Here is a 25137-nt window from a genome sequence, read left to right as displayed (position 1 = left end):
TCCACGGGCGCATTCGTCGTTCCCGCGCAGGAACGACGGAAAAAGGCTCACCGGCGAGGGAGAGCGTTGCATGTGGTTCCTACAACGGTATACTTCTGCTTGTGAACAGCAAATGGAGAACCTTGGAGTGTCGCAAACCTGCACCGGTTCGCCAGTCAGCACCGGTTGTGACGCATCAGACATCGCTGCACCATAGCGGCTCGGCGCTGCGCCTGGTCGCCGGCATACTTGTTCTGGCAATGCTGATGAGCGCACCCGGGTGTGCGGCTCCAGGACGCCAGGTCGTCGCCATCGGCTCCTACGACATGACCGAGGTCGACCATCTGCTGAGTTCGGCTGCGCCCGCTGCACGTGGCATGGCCCTGGTCGTCGTGAAGGATAGGAAGGTCATCGAGAGTGCCGGCTACGCCAAATTCGGCCCCGGGACAGTCGTGGACATTGGCTCCGCTTCACGCTGGCTGGCCGCGGCGGCGATGATGACCCTGGTGGACCAGGGCACGCTTGCGCTGGGCGACCCCGTCTCCAAGTATTTGCCCGAGTTCACCGGCGAGAAGGCCGGCATCACGATACGACAGCTTTGGTCCTATGATTCCGGACTGCCGGCGACAGACGCCTCGATCACCGACCGGACGCTGACGCTGGAGGAGTGTGTCAAACGTATTGCCGCCGGACCCCTGCCCTCTCTGCCCGGAACCTCGGTGAGCGACGGGTCCGTTTCCATCCAGGTCGGAGCCCGTGTCTGCGAGGTCATCAGCGGGATGACGTGGCAGGAATTCTTCCGTGTCCATATCGCCGAACCTCTGGGGATGGACGACACGACCTTCAACCTGATGGGTTTCAACCGGAATCCAGACGTCGCTGGAGGTGCACGTTCAACAGCCGACGACTATTCCCGGTTCCTGACCATGCTCCTGCAGCGCGGCGTCTGGTCCGGCAAGCACATCCTCTCGGAGCAGGCCGTCGCCCAGATCGAGCAGGACCAGGCTGCCGCGTCCACCATCGCTGCGACTCCCTACACGACAGTCTCGTCACTTCTCCCTTCGACCAGCGGTGCTCGTCCAGGGCTGGGCATGTGGCGGGAGGAAACCGACCCCGGCATTGGAACCCTCCTCATCGCCTCCTGCCCCGGTACCTACGGGTTTACGCCATGGATCGACTACAAGCTGAACCTCGCAGGAGTCCTCTCCATGAAGTACGACCTGGCCAAAGCCGCCTACGACATCATGCGTGTGCGCCAGCTCGTGCCCCAGGCCATCGCCGCCGGGCTTCGATTCAAAGATGTCCCCGCCTCATCGTGGGCCTTTGCTGCAGTTGCCGACCTGAGCGCCCGCGGTCTGGTCACCGGGTACGAAGACGGCAAGTTCCATCCGGACAGTGCGATAACGCGAGCAGAATACGCCAAGCTGATCTGCAGTGCCCTCGGTATCCAGCCGCTCGCCATCACGTCAGATCCCTTCAAGGATGTCACGACGGCTTATTGGGCTGCAGGCTATGTCGCCGCCGCTGTCCACCAAGGTTGGCTGATCGGATACCCCGGCGGCCTCTTCAAGCCCGAGGAACCCGTGAGCGTGGCACAGGCACTCGTCGTCATTGCACGCTCACAGCACTGGAAGGACACGGCGATACTCCCCTATGTTGACGTCCAGTCCGGCTATTGGGCCCACGCGTTCATCGAGGCCTGCTTCACCAGGGGCATTATCAAGAACCCCGACCCCGGCATCGAATCCGATGGAAAGCTGAGTCCCGAGGGTCATTGCACACGCGCCCAGGCATGCGTTCTCCTCAGCCGTCTGCTTGCGCTGAAACCCTGACCCTCCGTTCAACGCTGTAACATTGGGCCTGTCCCCAATACTACAAACGCCCCGGATTACTCCGGGGCGTTCTGCATTCAGGAAACTTGGGCAAGCAACTAATCGTCTTCGTCGTCCTCGGCTTCGTCCGTTTCTTCCTCTTCCTTTTCCTCGTCGTCCCAGTCGATGTCGCTGTCGGCAAGGTCCTCGAGGATATCCTGAAGGTCGTCCAGCCGATCCATCAGATCATCGATAGCATCGTCCGCCAGGTCGGATGCATCGATCTGTTCATATGCCTCATCAAGCTCTGCACGCAAGCGTGCTGCTTCTTCCACTGCAACGTTGTCCTCGTCCAGCTCGCTGACCTTCAGTTCGAGCGCACTGACTATTCCCTCGAGCCGTACTCTCTCGTCATCCATGACTTCCTCCCATGCAAATATGCGGGTGTGATGCCGGCACTATAGATAAAACGCCCCACGTTTCAAGTCTCTGAGAGAGAAATGCCAGACGGCCGGGCAAAAACCCGGCCGTCTGCAGTGCCCCAACGAGGGCAGATTGCTGTGCCTAAACCTCGGTCTTGTCGACGGATGAGCCTTCGACGGTCGGTCTCGCCGGCGCGTCGACAAGTTCTACGGCAATGGTATAAGACGCCGCGAGAGCGGCGACTGCCCCGATGGCCGCCCATACGGGAAGCAAGACCGCGCCCACGACACCTGCGGTGAGCGGTACCTCAAACAGCGCGATGCCGTCCTTGTTCTTGATCGTGACACGTCGGACGTTGCCCTGATGGACCAGGTCCTTGACCTGCTGCAGCAGCTTCTCACCGCTGACTTTGAACTCTTCGGTTCGATTGCTCATATCTCATCTCCTCTGATGTTGTCGCAGATTCGCAGGATCACTGCACTGCGCCTGTCCTGCCGTCACCATGTTTACGCAGGTGAAGGAGCCAAGGTTACATGGGCCGCTGGTACGGCTGCCCCGTGAGGCTATACTAATGAAGAACGCGGCTCCACCGCGGAAGGGAGAAACCTCATGGAGAAACGACCATTTGGCAAGACTGGTGTTGAACTCCCGATCCTGAGCCTCGGATGCCAGCGACTGGTGGATGAGGAAGGTTGCAGCCAGGACCAGGCTGTTGCCATCCTTGAAGAGGCCCTGAAACGCGGTGTGTGCTACTTCGACACGGCACCTGCCTACTCGGAGGGCGAAAGCGAACGGCGTGTCGGGTTGGTGGCTGCCAAGCGGCGCACGGACATGTGGATAGCGACCAAAGTCAATAAGACCACACGAGATGGTGCCCGTCGGCAACTCGAGGCGAGCCTCGACCGACTGCAGACCGACCACGTGGAAGAAGTGCGTCTGCACAACGTCTTCAGCTTTGACCAACTGGATGCCATGACCGGCAAGGACGGAGCGCTCCAGGCTTTGATCGAGGCGCGGGACGAGGGACTGATCCGGTTCATCAGTATCTCGGGACATGCAAACCCCCAGGTACTTCTCGAGGCCATCCGGCGATTTCCTTTTGACACAGCTCTGTGCGCCGTCTCGGCGCTGGACCATTTCATCTACAGCTTTGCAGAGGAGTTCCTGCCATTTGCGCTCCAGAAATGCATGGGAATCGTCGGCATGAAGGTCCTGGGCTGCAAGGCCCTGGCCACCGACTGGCAGCGGGCGCTGCGGTACAGCATTGGCCTGCCGGTCACCACCGTCATTCCCGGATGCTCCACGATCGAGCAGCTGGACGGCAACATCGACGTCGCCGAGAACTTCGTACCGATGACCAGCGTCGAGCGCCTGGCATTCTTTCGCGACATCCTGCCAATGGTCACACCGCAGAATATGCCCTGGAAGTCGAAGGACTGGGGACGCAAGGAGTGGATAGAACGGAAAGAACCGTTTGGATTAACGCACACCGGTTGCCAGTAATGGTGAGTCACACCGAAAAGGGGGATGTCGATGCAGCATGAGCTGACCACGCAGGTGGACCTGTTGAACGACAGGGGCGAACTGAACGAGAAGGGCTGGGCACGCCGGCTGGTGGCCACCTACAACCGCGAACGCATTGCCACAAGCTGGCTGCGCATCAAGGAGTGGGACTACTACTGTGTCCTGACCCCGGACTACGGCGTAGCCATGACGATCTCAGACATCGGCTACCTGGCCAACATCTCGGTGACCTGGTTGGATTTCGTGAGCCAGACTGAGGTCACGGAAACCATTATGAAGCCGTTTACGCGGGGGTCGCTCAACCTGCCACATACGTCCGAGACAGGTGACATCGCGTACAAGGACAGCCGCATCGACCTGCGCTTCACTCGCAACCCCGCGTCACGCGTGCTGACCCTGGACTTTCCGGGTTTCGACTATGGCAAGGGGATCAAGGGCAGTCTGAGGCTGGACCAGGACCCGTCATTGGAAAGCATGGTCATCCTGACCCCGTTCGAACACGCACCGAAGGCCTTCTACTACAACCAGAAGATCAACTGCATGCCCGCGACTGGAACCATCACCGTCGGCGGCGTGGACCATGTCTTCGACCCACAGACCTCGGCCGGCATCCTCGACTGGGGTCGGGGCGTCTGGCCATACCGCAACACGTGGTATTGGGGTTCCGGCTCCGGCCGTATGGACGGGCATTCCTTCGGGTTCAACATCGGCTACGGGTTTGGCGACACCAGCGCCGCCAGTGAGAACGTCATCTTCTGGGATGGCAGGGTGCACAAGTTCGAGCGCATCGAGTTCCAGATCCCGCCGGACTCCTTCATCAAGCCCTGGAAGTTCGTGAGCAGCGACGGTCGATTTGACATGGGCTTTGAGCCCATCCTGGATCGCCATGTCAAGACTGATATCGGCGTCATCAAGACCGTTCAGCATCAGGTCTTTGGGCGCTTCACCGGTGACGCCGTCCTCGACGACGGGACCCGGGTGCACCTCGACCACTTTCTCGGTTTTGCCGAGAAGGTATTCAACGAATGGTGAGGCCATCATGAGCGCAACAAGGATTCTTCCGGTAGCAGTACGCAACGCAGGCGACCTTGCCACGATCTGTGCAGGAGAAGGCGCAAAGTCCGATCCATTGTGGGAACGGGCGACCAAGGCCAAGAGACAGTGGATCCGCGATCGTCTCGCCGAGCTGGGCACGTTTGCCTGGGTCGCCTACAACGGAGCTGACCCTATCGGCATGATCCAGTGTCATCCCGACCGTGACCCCATGGGCGTGGGTGTGGCCGTTATCGACTGCATCTGGGTCCCCAAGAAGTCCCGCTGGGGACGTGGCATAGGCAGCAAGCTTCTGGCAGAGGTTGAGACGACCATGCAGCGCCAGCATCGCTGGTTCGACGGCAAGCCTGCCGATGGCATTGCCGCCATGGCCTTTCATGGCGAAGCTGAGGGCCAGCAGTCCGCCGAATCGTTCTATGTGCACCACGGGTTTGTCCACGTGGATGGCGACCCGGACCTCATGTTCAAGCCCTTCCTGCCGGAAACCGTCTGGACCCCAACTCCCCGCGCAGTCGTGACACCGACGTCGCTGCCTGACGATCAGGCTCGCGTCACGGTGCTGCTCGGACCTCTCTCGTGTCCGTTCCAGTACCGCATCCTCGGCCAGACCGCCACGTATGTCGGCGAGAAGCTCGGCTTGACGGTCACCGAGGTGGACGCCGTGAACGATCCCGAAGGCTACCTGGCTCACGGCGGTCTCACTGGCATCCTCGTGAACGGCCACCTGCTCGGATATGACCTTCTGCGGCGTGAGAAACTCGACGAGGAGCTACGCGGATTGTAGGATCCCCCTGAAGAACTAGACCCGCTCAGTTTGCAGGCGGCTCAGACGGGGCCGCAACACCAAAGAGCGGCCCCGTCGTCTTTCGGAGAACATCAATGTTGGGGATGACATACGACACGCCGTCCACATACTGCGGCATCCCGGTGAAAGGAACCAATTCCACGTCTTTCTCCGCGACGTCCTTGTACGTCATTCCGATGAGCGCCATGACGTTGAACGACATGTCGGTTGTCACCACCGCCTGCACAGCACGGATGACGGCAGGCAAGCGCAGCAGTGTCCGTACGTCTTTCGTCTGATCGATGACAGCCGCCACGAGTTTCTTCTGGCGCTCCACACGCCCGTGGTCCTCGCCAGACCACGTGCCGAAGTCCCCGACAGCATCCATCCTGAAGCGCGCGTACCCCAGCGCCTGCTCGCCATTGAGATGCTGGACGCCCGGCTGCAGGTCGATGAATACGTCGACCGCCTTATAGTACATCCTCTCCTCGACGTCGATGGTCACGCCGCCCAAGGCGTCGATGATGGCGGCGAACCCTGCAAAATCGGTTTTGACCGTATAGTCGATGCGGAGGCCCGGCAACAGGTCCGTTGTGATGGTATCGATCAACAGACTGGTTCCGCCGTCCCGGTAGTACCCGCTGGAAGCCTGGTTCAGCTTGTTGACGCCATGGCCGGGGATCGTGACGCGTGTGTCACGTGGAAGAGACAGCAGGCGTACATGTTTTGTCACCGGGTCCAGCCGCACCAGCATGATCGTGTCTGCACGACCGGGGTCACTCGTCACGCGGGAGTCGGCCCCGAGCAATAGAATGTTGATGGGTTTGTTGAGATCGGGCTCCGGTTGGAGAGGTATCGGGGGTACCATACGCTGCGCAGGAGGGGGATGGTCGACAGCACCCGGCACCGAAGGGTTCACAGCGTCGTAGTATATGGGCACAGCACGTGACACAGCGACGACGCCGGCAAGCAACGCCGTTATCGCCAGTAGTGCCAGGATCGTGTGCAGAGTATGTTTCTGTACCACCTTCTGCTCCTTGTGCTCGTCAGCAAACTAGTTTTTCAGTATACAGCGTCGTCGAGCATTTCCAACGTCGGCGCGCTTTGCCACGATGTTGCATGTGAATGACGCTGTGTCATACTATAAATAATTAGATATGACAGGCAGGTTCAAATGGTTCTGACGGCCAGTAGGCCCGGGAGGACACTATGAGCATCAGACTGCGCCAGATCGACCGACATCACAAAGAAGAGTTCATGGACGCCAACGTCTCCGAAGAACTCGAGCGGTTCATGTCCCGCAACCTGGACACGATCTCCGGCAGCGGCCCGGACACTGACTATGCCCCCTATGCTATCGTCAGCGATGACGGCAGAATCGTCGGCTTCATCATGGTCGGGCAGAAACCGGAGGAGGGGAGCTATTGGCTTGCTAAGCTCCTGATCGATAGCTGTGAGCGCCGCAAGGGGTATGGGACGTCGGCCCTGCGGCTGGCGATCCAGATGCTGAAGGAGAGTCCTGGATACAAGTCCGTGCAAGTGACCTACCACCGTGACAACGTTGCGGCCAAAACCATGCTTGAGCGCCTGGGGTTCGTCTCCGCCGGCGATGGAAAAGACGGCCCGATCGTGGCCACCTTCACTGTCAGCAAGTAACAGGGTTATCGGCGGCCTGCAGAGCCCGATTCGTGCTGCGACTGGTTGAAACCGAACAGAGCGGCCACGCTTGGGACAAGATACAGGAGAGTCCCCATCACACGCGAATCCCGATTGAGACGCAGCGGCTCTGCCAGCAGGAGAACCAGCATGAGTCCCAGGGCCGCGCCGAAGATGCCGCGCCACAGGCTGTGAGGAAAATGCAGTCGCCACGCCACCAGCCACATGCCGGCCACGAATCCAACGGGAAAGGCAAGGACACTTCCAAACAGAGCCCCGATGATGTCCCCCCAGCCATCGCTGGCTCCACTGCCCAGCTTCGCTCCCGCCCAGCTGCCCAGCAGCAGCATGCAGCCTCCCAGGACAACGCCCCCGACCAGTTCCAGAAATGTCACCCGCAGTGACTGTTTCATAGATACGTCACGCTGCACTGCCGGCACACCTAGAGGACAGGCTTGAGCAGTTCGACCACGTCGCGCGCCGTCAGGATGCGCAGTTTTCCGAGCGGACCCTCGGAAAGCGCATTGAACGCGATGTCACGGAGCTCACCGGCTGCAATGCCAAGGTCTCCCAGCGTCGACGGAGCCCCCCAGCGCTGAAACGCTGTCTTCATAGCCGTGATGCCTTCTTCGACGGTGCCTGCGCCCCAGACGGTTCTCGCCCACCGCTGGAACTGGCCGGGGTTGTTCTCGCGCTGGTAGGTCATCCAGGCGGGAAGGATGACCGCCATGCCAGCTCCATGAGCTACTTCGGGGTGCAGAGCACTCATCGCGGATTCGATACTGCGGGCCGACCAGTCGCTGTCCTCGATGCCGGCGGAGCTCAGGCCGTTCATGGCCAGCGTGGCCGCCCAGGCGAGGTTCGCGCGCGCACCATAGTCGGCGTGGTCTGCCTGCAGCTGATCTACCATCTTGATGACCGTGCGCATCAGCCCCTCGCCAAGCGCAAGCGTCGTCTCCTCGAACGACCCCACCAGGTAGGTGGCCATGATATGACTGAGGACGCCAATTGCGCCGTTCACGGTCTGGCGCCATGGCAGGCTGGTCTGCACACTCGGATCCACGATCGCAAACCGGGGATACAGGACAGGAGAGGAAATACTCCACTTCCTGTGCTGCTCGCTCTCCGTCAGGACGGCCCACGGGTCCATCTCACTGCCGGAAGCCGAGATCGTCAGAACGACGAAGACCGGGAGCGCCTTGTCGATCGGACACCGTTTCTCGAAACAGCTCCAGAGGTTGTCGACATATACACCCGCTGCAACGCATTTGGCCGTGTCGATGACGCTGCCACCGCCGACAGCCAGCACGCTGTCCACCTGCTGCTCACGGGCGATCTGTACCAGCTGCTGGGCAAGCGCCAGCTCAGGATTGGGCCGAACACCCCAGGCTTCTACCACATTGATACCCGACACGCTCAGGGACTGGGTGACAGCCTGATAAACACCGTTTTCGCGGATGGAACCGCCACCGGCTATCAACAGCACTTTGTGAGCACCTTCGCGAGCAACGGCCGGGCCTACCTGCTGTACGGTCCCACGACCGAAGATCACCCGCGTCGGATTGTAGAACTCAAAACTGTGCATGCGTCACCTCTTTCGCGCCGGTCCAGCGCGTCCTTTCAGACTAGCACCTGTGATTGATGACTTCAAACATGCCGCTCCAAGCTGGCCAGTGCTCCAAACATGTACCAGACACCCGGCCCAACGGTTCGACCAGCAGCCTGCTCGCTCAGGAGGAAGGCTGGAATCTCATCTTTCATCAACAGGACGACCTCGATTTCCTCGCTCGGCTCCAGCTCCTGCTGAGGATGCTGATTGAGCGGGTCCGTCTCGTCGATCTCCGCGCTGAGAATATACTGGTCGTCGTTGGACATCCCGACGTTCACCTTCAAGGGACCGCTCGACGCGACGATGTGGCCGACGAAACCCGTCTCTTCACGCAATTCGCGCAGAGCCTCGACCTCGGGGTCGCTGCCCGCCGGCGCGGCACCCGCGCAGAGCCCGATGACAGTGTTCTCAATGGCCTGGCGGTACTGCCGCAGCAGCACGTATCGTCCGCTGGGCATCAGCCGCGCCACAACCACGACGACGTATGTGTCCGTTGCATGGGCAATGCACTCCCAATGCACCTCTTCGCCACTCTCGTTCACGAAGGTGTCTTCGCGCAGAACCAGCCAGTTCCCTTTCCCGATGATGCGTTCCCCTGTCTTTTTTATGTCCCTGTCTCCTTACCGTCCACAGCACGACACGCTGGACAGACGGTATCAGCATAGTACCTTTTCGCCACAGTACTCGTCGTGCCTAGTCCGGTTCCACTGTCAACGCGCCAATCCCGGGACGCCAGTCGAGCACAGCGATATCTCCAACCTTGTCGAAGCCAAGCCGGACATATAACTGCACGACCTCGAGGTTCGCCTGCAACACGAGATGCGAATAACCCATACGAGCTGCCTGGGCCAGAGCCTGTCGAGTGAGCAGGATGCCTGCTCCATGTTTTCGGAACATCTGAGGCACACCAAGCCAGTGCAATCCCGCCACTCCGTCACCTGCAAACAGCAGTGCGCCACCCACCGCGGTCCCGTCCTGCAATGCCGTCAAACGATGCCAGCGGCCGGAGAGGACGCCGGTCTCCGTAAGCATCGACTCCATGTCATGAAACTGTGTCAAACCAAACCCTTCCAGCACGACGCGCATCCACTGCTCTCGTTCATCCGCGGAGACTGATTCGACTACTGTGACGCCCGACGGTACCTCCTCTACTCCCTCTGGATCGTCGACCGAGCGGACCATGCCCGTCCAGACATATCGCAGCTCAAGCCCATGGCTCGCCAGCCGTGTCGCGAGGTCGCTGGGTCTGGAACAGCCGTCGACGTACCAGGTGACCGGCACGGCAGCGCGGCGAAACGGCAACAGGAGCTGCTCGATGCCCTGATCGGCGGTGTCCGCACCAAGACGAGCCCTGAAGATGCGATTGCGGTCGACTTGCGGCGCCCGTACAGAGGAAGCGGACGCGTCCCCCAGGATATATGTTCCTGGCTGACCGTCCACGGTCAGGAAGTACTGCGCCATCTCCTCGCTGACGAGGCAGGCACCGGCATCCATCGTCAAGCTTCCCAGAGCCATATCAGTCCTCTCCCTCTCCGTGACCGCCGTGATCATCGCCCAATGCCTGCTCAACCAGTCCTCGCATGTTAGCCATCGTCGACCTCCTGTTGCCGGAGCATTGCTGTTACTGCACGGCAACGCTGTTCCTGCCCCTATTCTATACACTGAGTTCTCCAACGCAACCATGTTGCGCTATACTGGAAATACGAGTCTGGTGCGTCTCTGCCAGACCATTCAGGAGACAACATGTCCAAACTTGTCAAAGCACCATCAACAGCACTGAGTGTGGCGCCGGCAGTCCTCGTGACTGCGGGCACGATGGAATCATCTGACATCACGACCCTCGCCTGGGTCGGCACACTGTGCTCAAAACCCCCGATGATCGGCATCGGTGTCCGTCCAGAACGCTGGCTGCATCACTTTATCGTCGAGGGAGGCGCCTTCGTCGTCAACGTGGCGGATGTTGCACATGCCCGGGAACTCGACCTCTGCGGCATGGTGTCCGGCAAGGATACCGACAAGTGGAAGCTGAGCGCTCTTACCCGCGAACAGGGAACGGCCACAGCCGTGCCTCTGGTGGCGGAGTGCCCCCTCAACATCGAATGCGTCGTGCGCCAGACCCTGCACCTCGGCAGCCACGACCTGTTCATCGGCGAGGTCGTCGCCGTCCACATGGACGAGCGCGCCCAGAAAGGCGGGCATGCCCTGGACCCAGTCTGCTTCGTGGGTGGGCAGTACTGGAAGCTGGGGGATCTCATCGGCTCCATGGGATTCTCGCGCAAGTAGCCAGGGCTTCCAGTCCGCAACCCGCTCCCGACGCTGTAGCGTGACAACGCAGTCCGGCGTTCATTCGCATTTGCCCTTGTAGAAATCTCGCCATGCTCTATTCTTCAGCTAGAATACGAGAGCAGAGCACCCGCCGTAGCCTCGGCCGATAGGCAGTAGTCTGGTCTCGACACATCAAGTTCGGGAGAGAAGGAGATGCGAATGAGGAAGATACTTGTTGCAGTGACACTCTTGGCGCTTGTCGTCGGTCTGGTTGGGTGTGGAGCGCCCAAGCAGCCTGCGACGACCAGCCCAGGTCTGGATACCTCAGGAGACACCAACAGGACAATTGTCGAGATCGACGCCAAGAAGCTCGAAGAACTTATCCAGACGGACCGTGACCTCGTCATCATCGACGTATCTGGCAAATGGGCCGAGGGGCACATCGTGGGGGCACTCGACACGCCGCTGGACAAGTTGCAGGGCATTATCAACGGCAACTTTACGCTCAATGCCAGCAAGCACTTTGTTGTATACTCGCACGATGAGGAATCCAGCAAGAAGGCAGCCAACGTACTGTTGACAAGCTCCTTCACGGTCATCAACCGCCTGGTAGGAGGGTATGACGCATGGGTGGCATACGGCGGCTATACCGAAAAGCAACCCTGATCCCCATAGACGACAACAGCCCCGACCTCATATGGCCGGGGCTTCTGCATTTCCTTCCGTCCTCCAGTTCAGGAGTGTGCCCCTCGTGGCAGGTTGACGTCGATAGCATGACCCAGGCGGCGCTCGACCTCTTCGGTGTACGTGCCTGAGCGTTTCTCGCCATCTTCGATTGCCTGCTCCGCGCGCGCATGGCCGGCAGCTGCGAACCAGTCCCGCGCAGTGATGCGCTCCATCCACTTGTGGATCCGAGTCAGCTCGGTCTCGTTTTCCTCGATCTCGGCGTACGTGAACTTCTCCTTCTCGGTCTCGCGGTCCAGCTCGTACACCAGGCGTTCGCACTGTTCCACGATCTCATCGTAATCTCCGTCGCGCTGCAGTTGAAACGCAGCAATCACGCGTGTATTGTCTTCTTCCTCGACGAACTCCATCCTCCCGACGAGAACCTCTCCCCCACTGGATACCACCTCGGCTTTGAGAACGAGTACCTGTGCGAGGAGCGTGTCCGTCATCGGCAGGACGGCGGCCCCCTGCTGGACGTAGACCGCGCCCAGCTCCTTCAGCTTCCTCCACAGGTACACGCGCGTGCGCGAGGGCTCTGTGGGGACCTTGTATGTAATCGTCAGCCAAGTCTTCATATTGCTCTTTCAGTCTCCTTACCAGAGTTTATGAGTACTGTCAGCGCGATCATGGCTACAAAGGCAAGAACGGACCCGAAGAGGAATGGGGCACTCGGGTTGATGTACTGCCACAAGATGCCCGCAATCAAGCTGGCGGGAAGGGCGCTGACGCCGATAGCTGCGTTGTAGATTCCATACGCAGTTCCACGCTTCTCAGACTCTGGTACCATATCAGCAACAAGCGCGGGACCGACAGCGTCGGTCATGGCGTAAAACACGCCGTAGATAGCATACAGGATCCAGACCTGCCACCCCTGCGTTGCGAGTCCGAAGCCAAGGTAGACCAGCGCATACACCAGCCAGCCAAGGCGAATGACACGCCCCCGGCCGATGCGGTCAGACAGGATGCCGGCGGGGATGGACAACGCCGACGTGACAGCTTTCCACATTGCCAGCATCAGAAAGATCTGCACAAGGTCCAGACCGGATCTCTGCGCCTTGAGCATGAGAAATGCATCGCTGCTGTTGCCCAGAGTGAAAATGACCATAATGGCAAGGAATAGCTTGAACCTCGTGTCAAACCCACGCAGGGACAGATTCAACGTGCGGTGGTTGGTTGCACGTGGTGCATTTTCACGGATAAAGAATGCGATGAGAGGTAGCGTAAGGAGGGCGGGAACGCTGACAAGAATAATGAGCCGTTGGTAAATGCTGCGTGTCAACGTCATTGCCATGGCCGAACCGCCCGCTGCAATCATGCCTGCTGCCGCCAGCATACCAAACACGGAGCCAAGGGTATCCATCGAATTGCCGTATCCGAACGAACGTCCCATCTTCTTCTTCTCGGAGGAGTCAGCCAGCAGAGCATCCTTGGGTGATGTGCGGACCCCCTTGCCCGTGCGGTCGGCAAATCGCAGGAATGCTGCCCATGGCCATGAGTTGACGAAGTAGAGAAACGGCTTGGTGATATTGGAGATGGCGTATCCGGTGAATGCCAGCCACTTCCGCTTCTTGAGCCGATCTGACAGCCAGCCGAAGACCCATTTGAGGATGGTCGCCGTGGTTTCGGCAAACCCCTCGATGAACCCGATGATCGCGGGCTGAACGCCGAGCGCATTGGCCAGGAACAATGGGAGCGTCTTCACCGTGACTTCGCTGCTGAAATCCGTCAGCATCGAGACAAAGCCGAAAACGAAGACGTTCTGGCTGAGACCGAAGAACTTGCGCTGCGGTTTCTCCTGGCTCGTCTCCACTCCCGTGTTCACTTCACTTGGGCCTTCCATAAGGTGCACCTCTCGCAGGGGATATGTAACTGTCGTTACAGTATATTCACCGTTACACGACGTCAAGAGGGCGGAACGAGACAATGGTTGCGACAATTAGAGTCGGAACATTTGACATTAAGTCGGGAGATTTGACAAAAGAGTCGGGCAATTGATGATGGCCGCAGTGACGGAATGAGCTTCAGTATCGCCTCCAACACTGATTGCGCCAGCGATGACGTCATCGCTCCGAGAATACCCCAGGTATCGTTTCCTTCCCAGTCTCTCTTGTTTGGCTTGTTTCAGTCGCTACAATTCGTTGATGATGCTGCACTAGTATTGGAAAGTACGGCGCGGCTGCCTTGATAACTGACGCCAAAGGGGGCACCATGGCACGCGGAAAGACAAAGGACAACACGACGGGAGCAAACCTGGGTTTCGAATCGAAGCTCTGGAGCATGGCTGACAGTCTGCGCGGTAGCATGGACTCGGCAGAATACAAGCATGTCGTCCTGGGCCTCGTCTTTCTCAGCTCTGCAATATTCATAGTGTAAGGAGGTGAATGATGGGTCGTGAATCCACGTACTTCACGCTGAGCCTGGAATCCCTCAGGGCCCTGGGGCACTGGGCTGCGGACTGCGCTGAAAGAGCGCTGCCGGTGTTTGAGAAGCATGCGGTTTCAGATACCCGACCCCGGGCGGCGATTGAAGGCATCCGGGTGTTTGCCGGTGGGGGAAGGCGCACGGCTCAGCTGCGCTCCCTTGCTTTTGCAGCGCTGGCCGCTGCCCGTGAGGTCGGCGATCCGGCTGCAGTTGCAGCCGCTCGCGCCGCTGGCCTTGCCGCATCGTCCGCCTACACGCATCCTTTAGTGGATGTCCACCAAACCAAGCACGTTGTCGGTCCAGCGGCCTATGCTGCCCTGGCACTGGAGCTTGACCACGCCGGCGATCCAACCATCGCTGATGGCGAGGTTCGCTGGGCGATCGAACACGTCCCCTCGGAAGTGCGCGAAGTCTTGCTTCAGATGCCCGCTCGTCAAGCGGGAAACAGCCGGTTGGACAAGCTCCTCTATGCCCTGGATGCGGGCGTCCGCAGTCGGACCTTGCCGCAGGATGCCTAACATCAAAATCGATACCGACAACGCTCCGCTTCCCCTTGGGGAGTGCAAATAGAGTTGCGTGATTTGGAAATGGGTTGCGTAATATCGAATTGAGTTGTGTGGTATCGAAGTGGAGTTGTGTAATTGATGAGCGCGGCACGACAAGCTGGTTGTCAGGCATTTCCTACCAAAGTAGCTCGATCCAAAGCATTCTCTCTGACGCTTCCAGAGCCACTTCAGGCAGACTGTGCTTCTTCTCACTTCGGCTCGTTCTCCTTACGTTGCATTCAGAGACGCCGAGTGGCTTTGCCAACGTCTATGCGCCCAGATTAGTCAAGACATAGCTGTTGCGTTATACTTATTTGAGAAGGTGCGATCTCTGTTGCGACGCCGCACCGATGTGGCGCAATGATGATAGCAGTGGCCGAGTTTCGATCGAGAAAGCACCTGTTGGAGGGCGCATAGCATGAAAATAACGAACGCACGACACAGTTCAAGAATCACGGCATTCACGGGAATCCTGCTTGCACTTGTGCTTGCAGCTGGCTGCACACCGAAAGCTGCCACTGGTACAGTTGATGTTCCTCAAGGCAACACCATGGCTCAAGATATTCAGAAGGGTACAACTCCATGCAAGGGTATCGTTCCCGCGTTTGTCCTGGACGGAAAGAGCCTTTACATAATGAATACTCAGGCTACCTTCAAAGTAACGGATGTCATCGACACCAGAACGGTGCGGGCAGACACTACCGCCCTGGTCACCCTTGCTGGACAGACTTCGAAGAAGCAATTGTCTGTTGTTTTCTATCTCTGCCAGCCGCTTTCAGACAAAGCAGACAGATCGCCTGATGGGACCATGACGTACAGTAGTGCAATCCCTCAGAAAGATGTTCCAACCCCCACGATCATCAAAGGACAGACCTACACAGTCACAGGGATTCTCCAACCTCACTGGCAGGGAATTCCTCTTATCTACCTTCCTTCCGCGTTCTGCTTTGTACAAGACACAGCAAATGAATCCTTCTTCTATGGTCCCAGCGACCAATTTGCACAAGAACCATCATCCATCGCCGCTAGAAAGGTCATCGAAGAGTACTTCAAATACTGGAATGGGAAAAACCTCGCTGAAATGGAAAAGCGCATGACACCGAACAGAAAGAACATAAATTGGGGTTTTGATGCAATAGACTATGTGAAACTGATAGATATCAACGAGAGGCATTCACAAGAGGCTCCCGGCACCAAGACCTTCAACGTGGTCTTTGAGATTAAGTACAAGAAAGGAAAGAGTTCATCCATAGACGAAGGAAGGGTTAGTTGGGGCTATTTACTCAAGAGAGACAATGCAAACTCGCCGTGGCTTATTTATGACTGGGGTGGTGGTGGGTATGATTGGTAGAGGTTACGAGAATAGCCGATTCGGTCACCAGAACTAACACCCCCGGTGTTCACTCTCTGTTTTCCCGGTTCATTTCCCAAAAGCCGTGTTCATTTCTAGATTCCCCGATTTGCCACCAACTTGCCAGATTCGCGATGACGTCCCTCTCCAACTGACCCTTCTGCCGTTTCTGTCTCTTTCTGTGTTGTCAGCCATGTCGGCCCATCATCAACCTGCCCCGGGAGTAATATCGTGTAATTCTGAGTGCCCTATGCAAGCATGCGGGTTTGCGGACACGGAATCACAGGACTCTAGTTGCAGAAACCACAAGAAGAGGATTCTCTATGAAAAGAGCACGGACGGCCCTCTCCTTTCTAACCACTTTCAGTGTTCACGATCGCTAGCTATACTTTCCTGTGTGGAGATGTTACAACGCGCTTGCTTGCTAGATGCATGAAAGGAATACATGCTTGTTGAATGCCCGAACTGCCATGAGCTGTACGACAATGCCGTTGATGATGCATGTCCAAGATGCACCGTTACGCACAAGATCGTCTGTCCCAAGTGCGGCAACACATATTCTCCTTCATTCGCAAAATGCCCATATTGCGGTGTCAATAACGACGCGTTCGTCCCAGTGCCAGCTGCAACGCTTCTCTATCCGAGCGTTATGTATATTGATGGCGAAGGCAAAGACAGAAAAACAGCTGCCATGCTCGCTCTCCTTCTCGGTGGTTTCGGCATACATGAGTTCTACCTTGGAAATACAAGAGCTGGAATCTTCATGCTGCTTTTCTCCTGGACCGGTATTCCGAGCGCAATTGCTATCGGACAGGGTATCCATTATCTGAGAATGACGGACGATGCCTTTGTTCAAATGATGAAGGTCATGCGCCAAAACGAGGAACTCCGCAAATCCATTCGTTAAAAAGGAAGTTGTATCTCACAAACGAACTCTCGGTGCCTATGAGCAGGACTAAGTAAGCGGAGGTTCAATATGCCATTGAAAGAAATTGATAAACGGCGAGGATTTACCTTTCTGGAATCCGGCCCGGTCGTGCTGGTTTCCACCAACGACCATGGCAAGAACAACGTGATGACGATTTCCTGGCACATGGTGATGGACTTCACCCCGCACATTGCCATTTCCACCGGCCCGTGGAACCACTCTTTTCATACCATGCTGGAAACAAAAGAATGCGTCATCAATGTTCCTACGGTTGAAATGCTGGAGACTGTGGTACGCATCGGCATGGTTTCCGGTACAGAAGTGGACAAGTTTGAAAAGTTCCATCTGACCGCACTTCCGGCAAAAGATGTGAAGGCACCGCTGATCGGCGAATGCCTTGCCGCTCTGGAATGCAAGGTCGTAGACTATGTGAAAAAACACGGTCTTGTAATACTGGAAGCAACCCGCGTCTGGTACAACGAAGGAAAAACGGAGAAGAGAGTCTGCCATGCCATCGGAAACGGCAGTTTCTCTGTGGACGCCGAAATCATCGACTATCGCAGCTTGATGGAAGAGAAGGTGCCTGACGGGGTCTAGTACAAAGTTCCCCGCGGTGGGCGCGACAATTGGAGTCGTGTAATTTGACAATATGCCGTGTAATTGATGACGGCGGCATGGGTGGGTGAGTTGCAATATCCCATTTACAGTTGATTGGGCCAGTGTCTGTGGTGGTGACGATGCCATTGCTCACGGGCGTTCCGAGTGTTACATCCTTCCCTTTCTCTATTGTCTGGTTTGTCTCGTCGGCTATAATACGTTGACAATGATGCACTAGTACTGGAAAGCACGGCGCAGCTGCATCAATATCTTGCGCCGAAGGAGGGCCTGGGTGATGCACGTGACGAAAGGCACTCAGCACGTTCTATTTGACGTTTGAACAGCATGGGGGAGGCAGACATGATCTGGTGGCCGATACTCTTGATAGCAGCAGTCATTATCATCGCGGTGTTGCTTACATTGATTGCGAAACGCGATAGAGCCGGACGTACAGACGACCCTGAGAACGAGTACCTTTCCATCGACGACAAAGAAGACGTCATCAGGAAGAACTCCGTCTTCTCAGCGTCAAAAGATACGTATCTCAACCACGAACCATATGGAGGTATGGTTCCGCGCGATATTGGAGACGAGAAGTCGGACGCTGAACGCCTGTAGGGAACTCGCTCAGAGCACGCCGGTTCATATTGACCAGCAACTGGCAAGCGCCCCCGATCAGTAATCCCTACGGGGGTCTTGCTATCCGTGACCATTCCTTGCACTTGCCGTAGACTCTCTTTCAAATTCCATTTCTGATCGAAAACGTCCCTCAATTTGTCATTGACCTTACTGGATCCTCAGCATGCCGCCTGAAGATTAATGTCGTGTAATCCTGAGTGCCCTACGCAACCATGCGGGTTTGCGGACCCGCAATTACACGACTCTAATTGTGCAGATACTAGTGGCGGTGAAAGGTGGAGTCAGACATTGAAGCACTGGCATTTCACGCCCACACTGGATTGCATCAGAGTCCATGGTGATGACGACTTGTTCCTTCAAGTAGCGTCTGCGCGTCGCCCATCGTCCAAGTTAGTCAAAACATCGCCACGCGTTATACTTGTAGTAGACGATACGATCTCCGCTGCGACGCCGCAACGATACGGCGAGCTGATGGCGCTGGTGTCCAGGTTCCATTCCAACGCCCCTGTTGAAAGTACGTGTTGGAGGCGCATAACATGACAACAACCAAGGCACGAAATCACTCACCTGCTGCGACCATCATGGTTCTAGCTCTGTGTCTCTCGCTAAGTCTCTCGGGTGTTCTGGTTTACACTCCTGTCGTGAAAGCGGCAGATGCCAACGCCTGGAAACAGCTTCCGATGTATGATGGCGGCGTCTCCATTCTTGCCGTTGATCCCGTCCATTCTTCCACCCTGTACGCTGCCACAGCAGGTGGCTTGTTCCGTTCCAAAGACAGCGGCGCCACGTGGGCGGCAATAAACGGCAAGTTCTCCACCACGCCCAGCGCTCTGGGCAACACTTCTGATTTCAGCAATATGACTTGCTTTGCCATCAACCCGAAATCCCCCTCTACGATGTTTGCCGGCACCAATGAAGGCCTCTTCCGAACCGTTGACGGTGGCACCACTTGGACGGTGTGCGGCACCATTTCTGCTCAGACAACTCAACCGTCCGTCACTTCCGTTGTCATAGATCCCCTCACTCCAACCACCCTGTACGTCAGCACCAATGGACATGGTGTCTTCCGCTCTGTCAACAACGGTGGATCATGGAAGGACATAAACTCTGAACTGACAAGAAACCAAATATGCTGGGAGATTGCTGTCGACTCAAAGACGCCAACCACGGTGTACACCGTAACCCAATCCTATATCTGCCGCTCCATCGATAGTGGTGCGACCTGGACAACACTGGGCAAAGGTTCTACTCTGGAAGGGGTTTCCTATTTTGCTATCGACCCACTGGCTTCGACAACCCTGTACGCAATTGGCTATGTGAATAGCTTCTCCAGGCGCGTCATCCTCAGAAGCGTCAACGGCGGCAGCACTTGGAAAGCATTGAGCATGCATATTGATAACGCGGCCCGCGTCGAGCTCGTCATTGGTTCGAAGACTTTTTCCACTCTGTATGTGAGGACCGACAATAGTGTCCTGTCGTCGACAGACAAGGGCGACACGTGGAAGACGATAAGTGCCGGTCTTGCCAGCAGAACGGTCAATTCTATTGCCAGTGATCCCAAGATCCCAACGACACTGTACGCCGGCACGAGTTCCGGACTCTTCCGTTCCACCAACGGCGGAGCCACCTGGACAAAGGTGAGTTTCCCGGTTGCCTTCACCGGCGGAAAGGTCGTAGGGGAGATGATCGTCGATCCGAAGACTTCCACCACCATGTATCAGAGTTGCATCAATGGCGTTCTCTACTCCCACGACGGTGGCATGACGTGGCACACGGCGAGCGCAACGTCAACCATTGGCTACGTCAACCATATCGCCTTCGACCCCAAGACTCCTTCTATTCTCTATGCCTCTGTCGCGAAGAAGATCTTCCGCTCTACAAACAGCGGGGCAACTTGGACAGCAGAAGCCACTCTACCGTGTACAAATGGGGTTAACTGCCTGATCGTCGACCACATTACTCCAACAACCTTGTACGCCGGAACCGATGCTGGCATCTTCCGCTCCACAGACAGCGGCGCTAACTGGACGGCGGCGAACACTGGCCTCACACGCATGATGGTCTCGTCTCTTACCATCGATCCTGTCATCCATACGACGCTATATCTCGGGGCCGACTACTTCTATCGCTCAACAGACAGCGGTGACCACTGGACTGCGATGGTCGTCAAGACGGGCCCGGATCAGATGGACAGCATTGTCGCACTGGCAATCAATCCAGCAAATCCTTCGATCATGTATGCAGCCTCCACCTATGGCGACTTTCAACAGATATTGTGCCGAATCCTGCGTTCCACCGACGGCGGTAGCACGTGGGCCATAGCGCTTGACTCCGACTCTCCACTTCTTGGCATGGACCTTTGGGAAATTGTTCTCGACCCTGCAACACCCACGACCATCTATGCCGCTGGGGATACTGGTGTCATTCGCTCAACCGATGGCGGGAACCACTGGACAGATACGGGTCTGCATCAATGGGTCACTTCCCTTGTCGTCAACCCGGGGGCTGCCACCTTGTATGCCTGCACCTCGCACGGAGTGTTCAGCTACAACATGTCCTCATCCCATACCTTGACGGCCGTGACATCCCCTTCTGCGGGAGGCTCGGTCGTCAGGTCCCCCGATGCGGTTTCCTACGCTGTGGGCACAACAATTGCTCTTACTGCAACTCCTGCCACCGGTTACTCCTTCACCGGATGGTCAGGCGACCTGTCTGGCACGAAGAATCCCGAAACCATCACGATGGACACGGACAAGACAGTCACAGCCTCCTTCGTCATGAACGCGGGAAGCCTAATGAAACTGACGATCGGCAGTAAGATGATCCTGGTAGACGGGAAGCAAGTCCCAATCGACGCAGCCCCCGACATCTTCAGCTCACGCACCTTCATCCCCATACGGATAATTACTGAAGTCTTTGGAGGAAGCATCGCCTGGGATGCGGCGGAGCAGAAGGTCACTATTGTGAGGAACGGTACGACGCTGAACCTGTGGATCGGAAAGAACGCTGCAGAGATAGACGGAAAGTCGGTCAGCATCGACACCAATCCCGCTGTTGTACCGGTCATCTCGTACGGAAGGACTCTCCTGCCTCTCCGGTTCGTCTCGGAGTCGCTTGGGCTGGACATTCAATGGGATGGGACCGCACACACGATCACGATAACAGCGAAGTCGTAAGAGATAAAATGATTACGCGCCCCCGGTCAATATCAATGACCGGGGTTGCGCCTGCGTGATACAATTCCCAATTCGTCGATATACTCCGTTATAGATACTACTCTTCAGGCAATAGGAGAAGACCACATGAGAACAGTGTCAAAACGAGCGCTTCTATCGGCGCTGTGCGTTGTAGTCATAGCCGCAGTTGTTTTGGTAGTGATCGTCACATTCGACAAGACTCAATATCGGAACGCTCAGTATGGTTTCTATGTTTCGCTGCCATCGACATGGAAAGGGTACTCCGTCATTGACCAAACGTGGACGGGGTATACGAATGGGCCAAACGGCCAGGTGGCGAGTGAGCACGGGCCTGAGATCCTCATCAGGCATCCAGCCTGGACAACCAAAGATCCACGCCAGGATATTCCCGTCATGGTCTTCACGCTCGCTCAGTGGAATGCGATTCAGCAGGAGAAGTTCTACATCAGCGCTGCACCGATAGGACCAAGCGAGCTTGGACGCAACAGCACCTATGTATTCGGGCTGCCGCCGAGGTACAACTATGCCTATATCACGGGCTGGGAAGAGGTAGACAAGATCCTGCAAGGACATTCATTTCACGCCTTCTAATCCAGACATCGGTTCTTTCTCCAATTTCCCGATTCGCGGCCAACTTGCCGGATTTGTGGTGACACAGCTGCTGAACTGACGTTTCTGTCACTTTCAGCCACAAACCGCCCTCCGTTTGTCATCAACCCATCCAGATTGTCAGCGTTTTCTGTGATGGCGATATATTGGCTCGGTTAGCGTCTGTACGTCGCCCGGTCGCCCAAGTTAGTCAAAACATCGCCACGGCGTTACACTTGTGGTGGAGGGTATGATCTCCGCTGCGACGTCGTATGGATACCACGCGCTGACGGCTCTGGTGACCGGGTTTCAGTCCACCGCTCTCGTCGAAGGCACGTGTTGGAGGCGCATAACATGGCAACAGTCAAAGCACGGGATTACTCACTTACTACGACCATGATGGTTTTGGCTTTGTGTCTTGCTCTGAGCTTCTCGGGTGTTCTGATGGGCGCTCCTGCTGTTCAGGCAGCAGATGCGAATGCTTGGAAACAGCTTCCGATGTATGATGGCGGCGTCTCCATTCTTGCCGTTGATCCCGTCCATTCTTCTACCCTGTACGCTACCACGGCAGAAGGTTTATTCCGCTCCAAAGACAGCGGCGCTACGTGGACAGCGATAAACGGAAGATTCTCCAGTGTGCCGGACTATTTCGGCATTGTTTCTGATTTCAGCAACATGACTTGCCTTGCCATTAACCCGAAATCCCCCTCTACGATGTTTGCCGGCACCAATGAAGGCCTCTTCCGAACCGTTGACGGTGGCACCACCTGGACAGCGTGCGGCATCATTCCTGCTGAGACAGTTCAACCGGGCGTTGAGTCCGTTGCCATAGATCCCCTCACTCCAACCACCCTGTACGTTGTTACCGGCTATAGTGTCTTCCGCTCTGCCAACAACGGTGGCACATGGAAAAGCATGAATACCAGCCTGACAAAAAGTGGCGTCAAGTCTCTTGTCATCAATCCAAAGACCCCCACCACGCTGTACGTCATAGCTGACTACAATGGCGTCCTCAGATCTACGAACAGCGGCGCTACGTGGACGGCGATAAACACCGGTCTCACCGGCTACGATGCGACTTCTCTTGCCATCGACCCCCGGACCCCTACGATTTTGTACGCCAGCAGCACTGCAAGCGTTGCGAATTCGCAGGATCGCCTCTTCAACTCCGTGGATGGCGGCAATACCTGGAAATCGTTGCACTTCGGCCGAGGTAACTGGACTTCGTCCTTCTGTCTCGCCATCAGTCCCAAGGCTCCTGCCACTGCGTATGCCAGTACCAACGACCTCGGCGTTTTTCGATCCACAGACAACGGTAGTACATGGAGTGGCATAAACAGCGGACTTACCAACAAGACACCCAATTCGCTTGTCGTTGATCCGAGACTCTCCACGACACTGTATGCCGGCACCAATGCTGGCCTTTTCCGTTCCACCAACAGCGGCACCACTTGGACAAAGGTGAATTTCCCAGTTGCCTTCACTGGCGGAAAGAGGGTTGGAGATCTTGTCGTCGATCCCATCACTCCCTCCATCATGTATCAGAATTGCGTCAATGGCGTTCTCTACTCCCACGATAGCGGCATGACGTGGCACACGGCGAGCTCAACGTCCACCATTGGCTCTGTCAGCCACATCGCCATCGACCCGAAGACTCCCACTATTCTCTATGCGTGCACTGCAAAAGAAGTCTTCCGATCAAACGACAGTGGGTCAACGTGGACGAAGAAAACAACGTTCAAGACCGTCTATGAAATTCTGCGCATCATCGTTGACCCGGTCACTCCGGCAACCTTGTATGTCTATGTTGACGGTGCAGATGCCGCCGGCGGTGTCTACCGTTCCAAGGACAGCGGCGACCACTGGACTGCCATGAACAACGGCTTCGACCACAAATACCGATTTCAGTCTTTGACCATCAATCCTGTCATCCATACGACGCTGTATCTCAGTGATGGCTACTTCTATCATTCAACAGACAGCGGCGACCACTGGACCCTGATGCCCATCAAGATGGGACCGGAAGGCGGGGACGGCGTTGTCGCACTGGCGATCAATCCAGCAAATCCTTCGATCATGTATGCAGCCTCTGCCTATACCTACTATCAGCAAACACGGTGCCGGATCCTGCGTTCCATCGACGGCGGCAACACGTGGACTGTAGCCCTTGCTGCCGGCGATGCGCTCCTTGGCATCGACCTTTACGCCATTGTCCTCGACCCCGCAACGCCCACGACCGTCTACGCTGCCGGCGATACCGGCATCATCCGCTCGACGGACGGTGGGGCCAATTGGACGGACACCGGTCTCCATCAAGGGGTTACGTCCCTTGTCGTTAACCCGGCTACTGCTACTTTATATGCCTGCACCTGGCACGGCGTGTTCAGCTACAACATGTCCTCATCCCATACCTTGACGGCCGTGACATCCCCTTCTGCGGGAGGGTCCGTCGTCAGATCCCCCGATGCGATTTCCTACACAGCCGGAACAGCGGCTACTCTCACCGTCACTCCTGCCACCGGCTATTCCTTCACCGGATGGTCAGGGGACCTGTCTGGCACGAAGAATCCCGAAACCATCACGATGGACACCGACAAGACAGTCACGGCCTCCTTTGTCATGAACACGGGAAGCATCATGAAGCTGACGCTCGGGAGCACGACGATCTCGGTAGACGGAAAGCAAGTCCCAATCGACGCAGCCCCCGCCATCTTCAACTCGCGTACCTTCATCCCCATACGGATAATTACTGAAGTCTTTGGAGGAAGCATCGCCTGGGATGCGGCGGAGCAGAAGGTCACTGTTGTGAGGAACGGCATGACAGTGGACCTGTGGATCGGAAAGAACGCTGCAGAGATAGACGGCAAGTCGGTCAGCATCGACACCAATCCCGCTGTTGTACCGGTCATCTCGTACGGGAGGACTCTCCTCCCTCTCCGGTTCGTGGCGGAATCGCTCGGGCTGGACGTCCAATGGGACGGGACCGCGCACACGATCACGATAACAGCGAAGTCGTAGGGTAGAGTGACTCCGCACTCCGG

Annotated in this window: 24 protein-coding genes and 1 pseudogene; 16 read left to right on the top strand and 9 right to left on the bottom strand. The window is 56.9% G+C overall.

Annotated elements, in window-relative coordinates:
- Window positions 1-122: 122 nt before the first annotated feature.
- Window positions 123-1811 (top strand): serine hydrolase, encoded by a 1689-nt coding sequence (locus SMC3_RS07000; protein WP_119086933.1) that lies wholly within the window; start codon window positions 123-125, stop codon window positions 1809-1811.
- Window positions 1812-1909: 98 nt separating this feature from the next.
- Here the strand turns inward: SMC3_RS07000 and SMC3_RS06995 are convergent, their stop codons facing one another.
- Together SMC3_RS06995 and SMC3_RS06990 are read right to left on the bottom strand one after the other, a co-directional pair.
- Window positions 1910-2209: a hypothetical protein gene (locus SMC3_RS06995; RefSeq protein WP_119086934.1), complete on the bottom strand. Its 300-nt coding sequence runs from the start codon at window positions 2207-2209 to the stop codon at window positions 1910-1912.
- Between the two features lie 145 nt (window positions 2210-2354).
- Complete coding sequence (locus tag SMC3_RS06990) at window positions 2355-2648, bottom strand: DUF4342 domain-containing protein (RefSeq protein WP_119086935.1); 294 nt, start codon at window positions 2646-2648, stop codon at window positions 2355-2357.
- A gap of 174 nt (window positions 2649-2822) precedes the next feature.
- Here SMC3_RS06990 and SMC3_RS06985 point away from each other — a divergent pair, with 174 nt between their 5' ends.
- The 3 genes from SMC3_RS06985 to SMC3_RS06975 are packed head-to-tail and all read left to right on the top strand — an operon-like array spanning window position 2823 to window position 5574.
- Complete coding sequence (locus SMC3_RS06985; RefSeq protein WP_119086936.1) at window positions 2823-3716, top strand: aldo/keto reductase; 894 nt, start codon at window positions 2823-2825, stop codon at window positions 3714-3716.
- Window positions 3717-3746: 30 nt separating this feature from the next.
- Window positions 3747-4769 carry a DUF2804 domain-containing protein gene (locus tag SMC3_RS06980; RefSeq protein WP_119086937.1) on the top strand — a complete coding sequence of 341 codons (1023 nt, stop codon included), beginning with the start codon at window positions 3747-3749 and terminating at the stop codon, window positions 4767-4769.
- Between the two features lie 7 nt (window positions 4770-4776).
- Window positions 4777-5574 carry a GNAT family N-acetyltransferase gene (locus SMC3_RS06975; RefSeq protein WP_119086938.1) on the top strand — a complete coding sequence of 266 codons (798 nt, stop codon included), beginning with the start codon at window positions 4777-4779 and terminating at the stop codon, window positions 5572-5574.
- A 25-nt stretch (window positions 5575-5599) separates the two neighbouring features.
- On the opposite strand, the gene SMC3_RS06970 is transcribed toward SMC3_RS06975, so the two are convergent.
- Window positions 5600-6601: an LCP family protein gene (locus SMC3_RS06970; RefSeq protein WP_119086939.1), complete on the bottom strand. Its 1002-nt coding sequence runs from the start codon at window positions 6599-6601 to the stop codon at window positions 5600-5602.
- Window positions 6602-6783: 182 nt separating this feature from the next.
- On the opposite strand from SMC3_RS06970, the gene SMC3_RS06965 reads away from it, so the two are divergent.
- Window positions 6784-7230, top strand: coding sequence for a GNAT family N-acetyltransferase (locus SMC3_RS06965; RefSeq protein WP_119086940.1), 447 nt, complete (start codon window positions 6784-6786; stop codon window positions 7228-7230).
- 5 nt (window positions 7231-7235) lie between these two features.
- Here SMC3_RS06965 and SMC3_RS06960 read toward each other — a convergent pair whose 3' ends face one another.
- The 4 genes from SMC3_RS06960 to SMC3_RS06945 all read right to left on the bottom strand — a co-directional run bounded on the left by SMC3_RS06960 (window position 7236) and on the right by SMC3_RS06945 (window position 10354).
- Window positions 7236-7643 (bottom strand): hypothetical protein, encoded by a 408-nt coding sequence (locus SMC3_RS06960; protein WP_119086941.1) that lies wholly within the window; start codon window positions 7641-7643, stop codon window positions 7236-7238.
- A gap of 29 nt (window positions 7644-7672) precedes the next feature.
- Entirely contained in the window at window positions 7673-8815 is a 1143-nt protein-coding gene (locus SMC3_RS06955; RefSeq protein ID WP_119086942.1) for an iron-containing alcohol dehydrogenase, read from the bottom strand.
- Between the two features lie 62 nt (window positions 8816-8877).
- Window positions 8878-9381: an NUDIX domain-containing protein gene (locus tag SMC3_RS06950; RefSeq protein ID WP_119086943.1), complete on the bottom strand. Its 504-nt coding sequence runs from the start codon at window positions 9379-9381 to the stop codon at window positions 8878-8880.
- Window positions 9382-9532: 151 nt separating this feature from the next.
- A complete protein-coding gene (locus SMC3_RS06945) occupies window positions 9533-10354 on the bottom strand; it encodes a GNAT family N-acetyltransferase (RefSeq protein WP_165846655.1) in 822 nt (273 codons plus the stop codon).
- A gap of 228 nt (window positions 10355-10582) precedes the next feature.
- Between SMC3_RS06945 and SMC3_RS06940 the strand changes: the two genes are divergently transcribed.
- Window positions 10583-11122, top strand: coding sequence for a flavin reductase family protein (locus SMC3_RS06940; RefSeq protein WP_119086945.1), 540 nt, complete (start codon window positions 10583-10585; stop codon window positions 11120-11122).
- Window positions 11123-11323: 201 nt separating this feature from the next.
- On the top strand, window positions 11324-11770 hold the full coding sequence (locus SMC3_RS06935) for a rhodanese-like domain-containing protein (RefSeq protein ID WP_165846654.1): 447 nt from the start codon (window positions 11324-11326) through the stop codon (window positions 11768-11770).
- A gap of 68 nt (window positions 11771-11838) precedes the next feature.
- On the opposite strand, the gene SMC3_RS06930 is transcribed toward SMC3_RS06935, so the two are convergent.
- Both SMC3_RS06930 and SMC3_RS06925 read right to left on the bottom strand, forming a co-directional pair.
- The gene (locus SMC3_RS06930) at window positions 11839-12405 is read right to left on the bottom strand and encodes a Chromate resistance protein ChrB (RefSeq protein WP_119086947.1); all 567 of its coding nucleotides are present in this window, start codon (window positions 12403-12405) and stop codon (window positions 11839-11841) included.
- Window positions 12402-13670: an MFS transporter gene (locus SMC3_RS06925; RefSeq protein ID WP_119086948.1), complete on the bottom strand. Its 1269-nt coding sequence runs from the start codon at window positions 13668-13670 to the stop codon at window positions 12402-12404. Before SMC3_RS06925 ends, SMC3_RS06930 begins: the two co-directional genes overlap by 4 nt.
- 368 nt (window positions 13671-14038) lie before the next feature.
- On the opposite strand from SMC3_RS06925, the pseudogene SMC3_RS06920 reads away from it, so the two are divergent.
- The 9 genes and pseudogenes from SMC3_RS06920 to SMC3_RS06880 all read left to right on the top strand — a co-directional run.
- Window positions 14039-14179, top strand: a pseudogene (locus tag SMC3_RS06920) (type I restriction-modification system subunit M N-terminal domain-containing protein); the annotation flags it as partial.
- 32 nt (window positions 14180-14211) lie between these two features.
- The gene (locus SMC3_RS06915) at window positions 14212-14769 is read left to right on the top strand and encodes a putative immunity protein (RefSeq protein ID WP_207798958.1); all 558 of its coding nucleotides are present in this window, start codon (window positions 14212-14214) and stop codon (window positions 14767-14769) included.
- A gap of 445 nt (window positions 14770-15214) precedes the next feature.
- Window positions 15215-16147, top strand: coding sequence for a DUF4829 domain-containing protein (locus tag SMC3_RS06910; RefSeq protein WP_119086950.1), 933 nt, complete (start codon window positions 15215-15217; stop codon window positions 16145-16147).
- A 445-nt stretch (window positions 16148-16592) separates the two neighbouring features.
- Window positions 16593-17054, top strand: coding sequence for a TM2 domain-containing protein (locus tag SMC3_RS09760; RefSeq protein WP_119086951.1), 462 nt, complete (start codon window positions 16593-16595; stop codon window positions 17052-17054).
- Between the two features lie 69 nt (window positions 17055-17123).
- On the top strand, window positions 17124-17672 hold the full coding sequence (locus SMC3_RS06900; RefSeq protein WP_119086952.1) for a flavin reductase family protein: 549 nt from the start codon (window positions 17124-17126) through the stop codon (window positions 17670-17672).
- Window positions 17673-18032: 360 nt separating this feature from the next.
- Window positions 18033-18290, top strand: coding sequence for a hypothetical protein (locus SMC3_RS06895; protein ID WP_119086953.1), 258 nt, complete (start codon window positions 18033-18035; stop codon window positions 18288-18290).
- A 557-nt stretch (window positions 18291-18847) separates the two neighbouring features.
- Window positions 18848-21487: a stalk domain-containing protein gene (locus SMC3_RS06890; RefSeq protein ID WP_119089963.1), complete on the top strand. Its 2640-nt coding sequence runs from the start codon at window positions 18848-18850 to the stop codon at window positions 21485-21487.
- Between the two features lie 126 nt (window positions 21488-21613).
- Window positions 21614-22099 (top strand): hypothetical protein, encoded by a 486-nt coding sequence (locus tag SMC3_RS06885; protein WP_119088206.1) that lies wholly within the window; start codon window positions 21614-21616, stop codon window positions 22097-22099.
- Window positions 22100-22450: 351 nt separating this feature from the next.
- The gene (locus SMC3_RS06880) at window positions 22451-25114 is read left to right on the top strand and encodes a stalk domain-containing protein (protein WP_119089962.1); all 2664 of its coding nucleotides are present in this window, start codon (window positions 22451-22453) and stop codon (window positions 25112-25114) included.
- The last annotated feature ends 23 nt before the right edge of the window (window positions 25115-25137 follow it).

This window comes from Candidatus Cryosericum hinesii, assembly GCF_003570985.1.
Lineage (GTDB): Bacteria > Caldisericota > Caldisericia > Cryosericales > Cryosericaceae > Cryosericum > Cryosericum hinesii.
Note: the sequence above shows the minus strand (reverse complement) of the source record. Positions and strands in the feature narration are given on the sequence as shown.

What these genes read in the sequence shown, in the direction of transcription:
- SMC3_RS06885 (WP_119088206.1), top strand. Translation starts at nt 21,614, where the DNA reads ATGAGAACAGTGTCAAAACGAGCGCTTCTATCGGCGCTGTGCGTTGTA.
- SMC3_RS06900 (WP_119086952.1), top strand. Translation starts at nt 17,124, where the DNA reads ATGCCATTGAAAGAAATTGATAAACGGCGAGGATTTACCTTTCTGGAA.
- SMC3_RS09760 (WP_119086951.1), top strand. Translation starts at nt 16,593, where the DNA reads ATGCTTGTTGAATGCCCGAACTGCCATGAGCTGTACGACAATGCCGTT.
- SMC3_RS06895 (WP_119086953.1), top strand. Translation starts at nt 18,033, where the DNA reads ATGATCTGGTGGCCGATACTCTTGATAGCAGCAGTCATTATCATCGCG.
- SMC3_RS06945 (WP_165846655.1), bottom strand. Translation starts at nt 10,354, where the DNA reads ATGGCTCTGGGAAGCTTGACGATGGATGCCGGTGCCTGCCTCGTCAGC.
- SMC3_RS06930 (WP_119086947.1), bottom strand. Translation starts at nt 12,405, where the DNA reads ATGAAGACTTGGCTGACGATTACATACAAGGTCCCCACAGAGCCCTCG.
- SMC3_RS06960 (WP_119086941.1), bottom strand. Translation starts at nt 7,643, where the DNA reads ATGAAACAGTCACTGCGGGTGACATTTCTGGAACTGGTCGGGGGCGTT.
- SMC3_RS06955 (WP_119086942.1), bottom strand. Translation starts at nt 8,815, where the DNA reads ATGCACAGTTTTGAGTTCTACAATCCGACGCGGGTGATCTTCGGTCGT.
- SMC3_RS06975 (WP_119086938.1), top strand. Translation starts at nt 4,777, where the DNA reads ATGAGCGCAACAAGGATTCTTCCGGTAGCAGTACGCAACGCAGGCGAC.
- SMC3_RS06925 (WP_119086948.1), bottom strand. Translation starts at nt 13,670, where the DNA reads ATGGAAGGCCCAAGTGAAGTGAACACGGGAGTGGAGACGAGCCAGGAG.
- SMC3_RS06940 (WP_119086945.1), top strand. Translation starts at nt 10,583, where the DNA reads ATGTCCAAACTTGTCAAAGCACCATCAACAGCACTGAGTGTGGCGCCG.
- SMC3_RS06990 (WP_119086935.1), bottom strand. Translation starts at nt 2,648, where the DNA reads ATGAGCAATCGAACCGAAGAGTTCAAAGTCAGCGGTGAGAAGCTGCTG.
- SMC3_RS06965 (WP_119086940.1), top strand. Translation starts at nt 6,784, where the DNA reads ATGAGCATCAGACTGCGCCAGATCGACCGACATCACAAAGAAGAGTTC.
- SMC3_RS06935 (WP_165846654.1), top strand. Translation starts at nt 11,324, where the DNA reads ATGAGGAAGATACTTGTTGCAGTGACACTCTTGGCGCTTGTCGTCGGT.
- SMC3_RS06985 (WP_119086936.1), top strand. Translation starts at nt 2,823, where the DNA reads ATGGAGAAACGACCATTTGGCAAGACTGGTGTTGAACTCCCGATCCTG.
- SMC3_RS06915 (WP_207798958.1), top strand. Translation starts at nt 14,212, where the DNA reads ATGATGGGTCGTGAATCCACGTACTTCACGCTGAGCCTGGAATCCCTC.
- SMC3_RS06890 (WP_119089963.1), top strand. Translation starts at nt 18,848, where the DNA reads ATGACAACAACCAAGGCACGAAATCACTCACCTGCTGCGACCATCATG.
- SMC3_RS06880 (WP_119089962.1), top strand. Translation starts at nt 22,451, where the DNA reads ATGGCAACAGTCAAAGCACGGGATTACTCACTTACTACGACCATGATG.
- SMC3_RS06995 (WP_119086934.1), bottom strand. Translation starts at nt 2,209, where the DNA reads ATGGATGACGAGAGAGTACGGCTCGAGGGAATAGTCAGTGCGCTCGAA.
- SMC3_RS06910 (WP_119086950.1), top strand. Translation starts at nt 15,215, where the DNA reads ATGAAAATAACGAACGCACGACACAGTTCAAGAATCACGGCATTCACG.
- SMC3_RS06980 (WP_119086937.1), top strand. Translation starts at nt 3,747, where the DNA reads ATGCAGCATGAGCTGACCACGCAGGTGGACCTGTTGAACGACAGGGGC.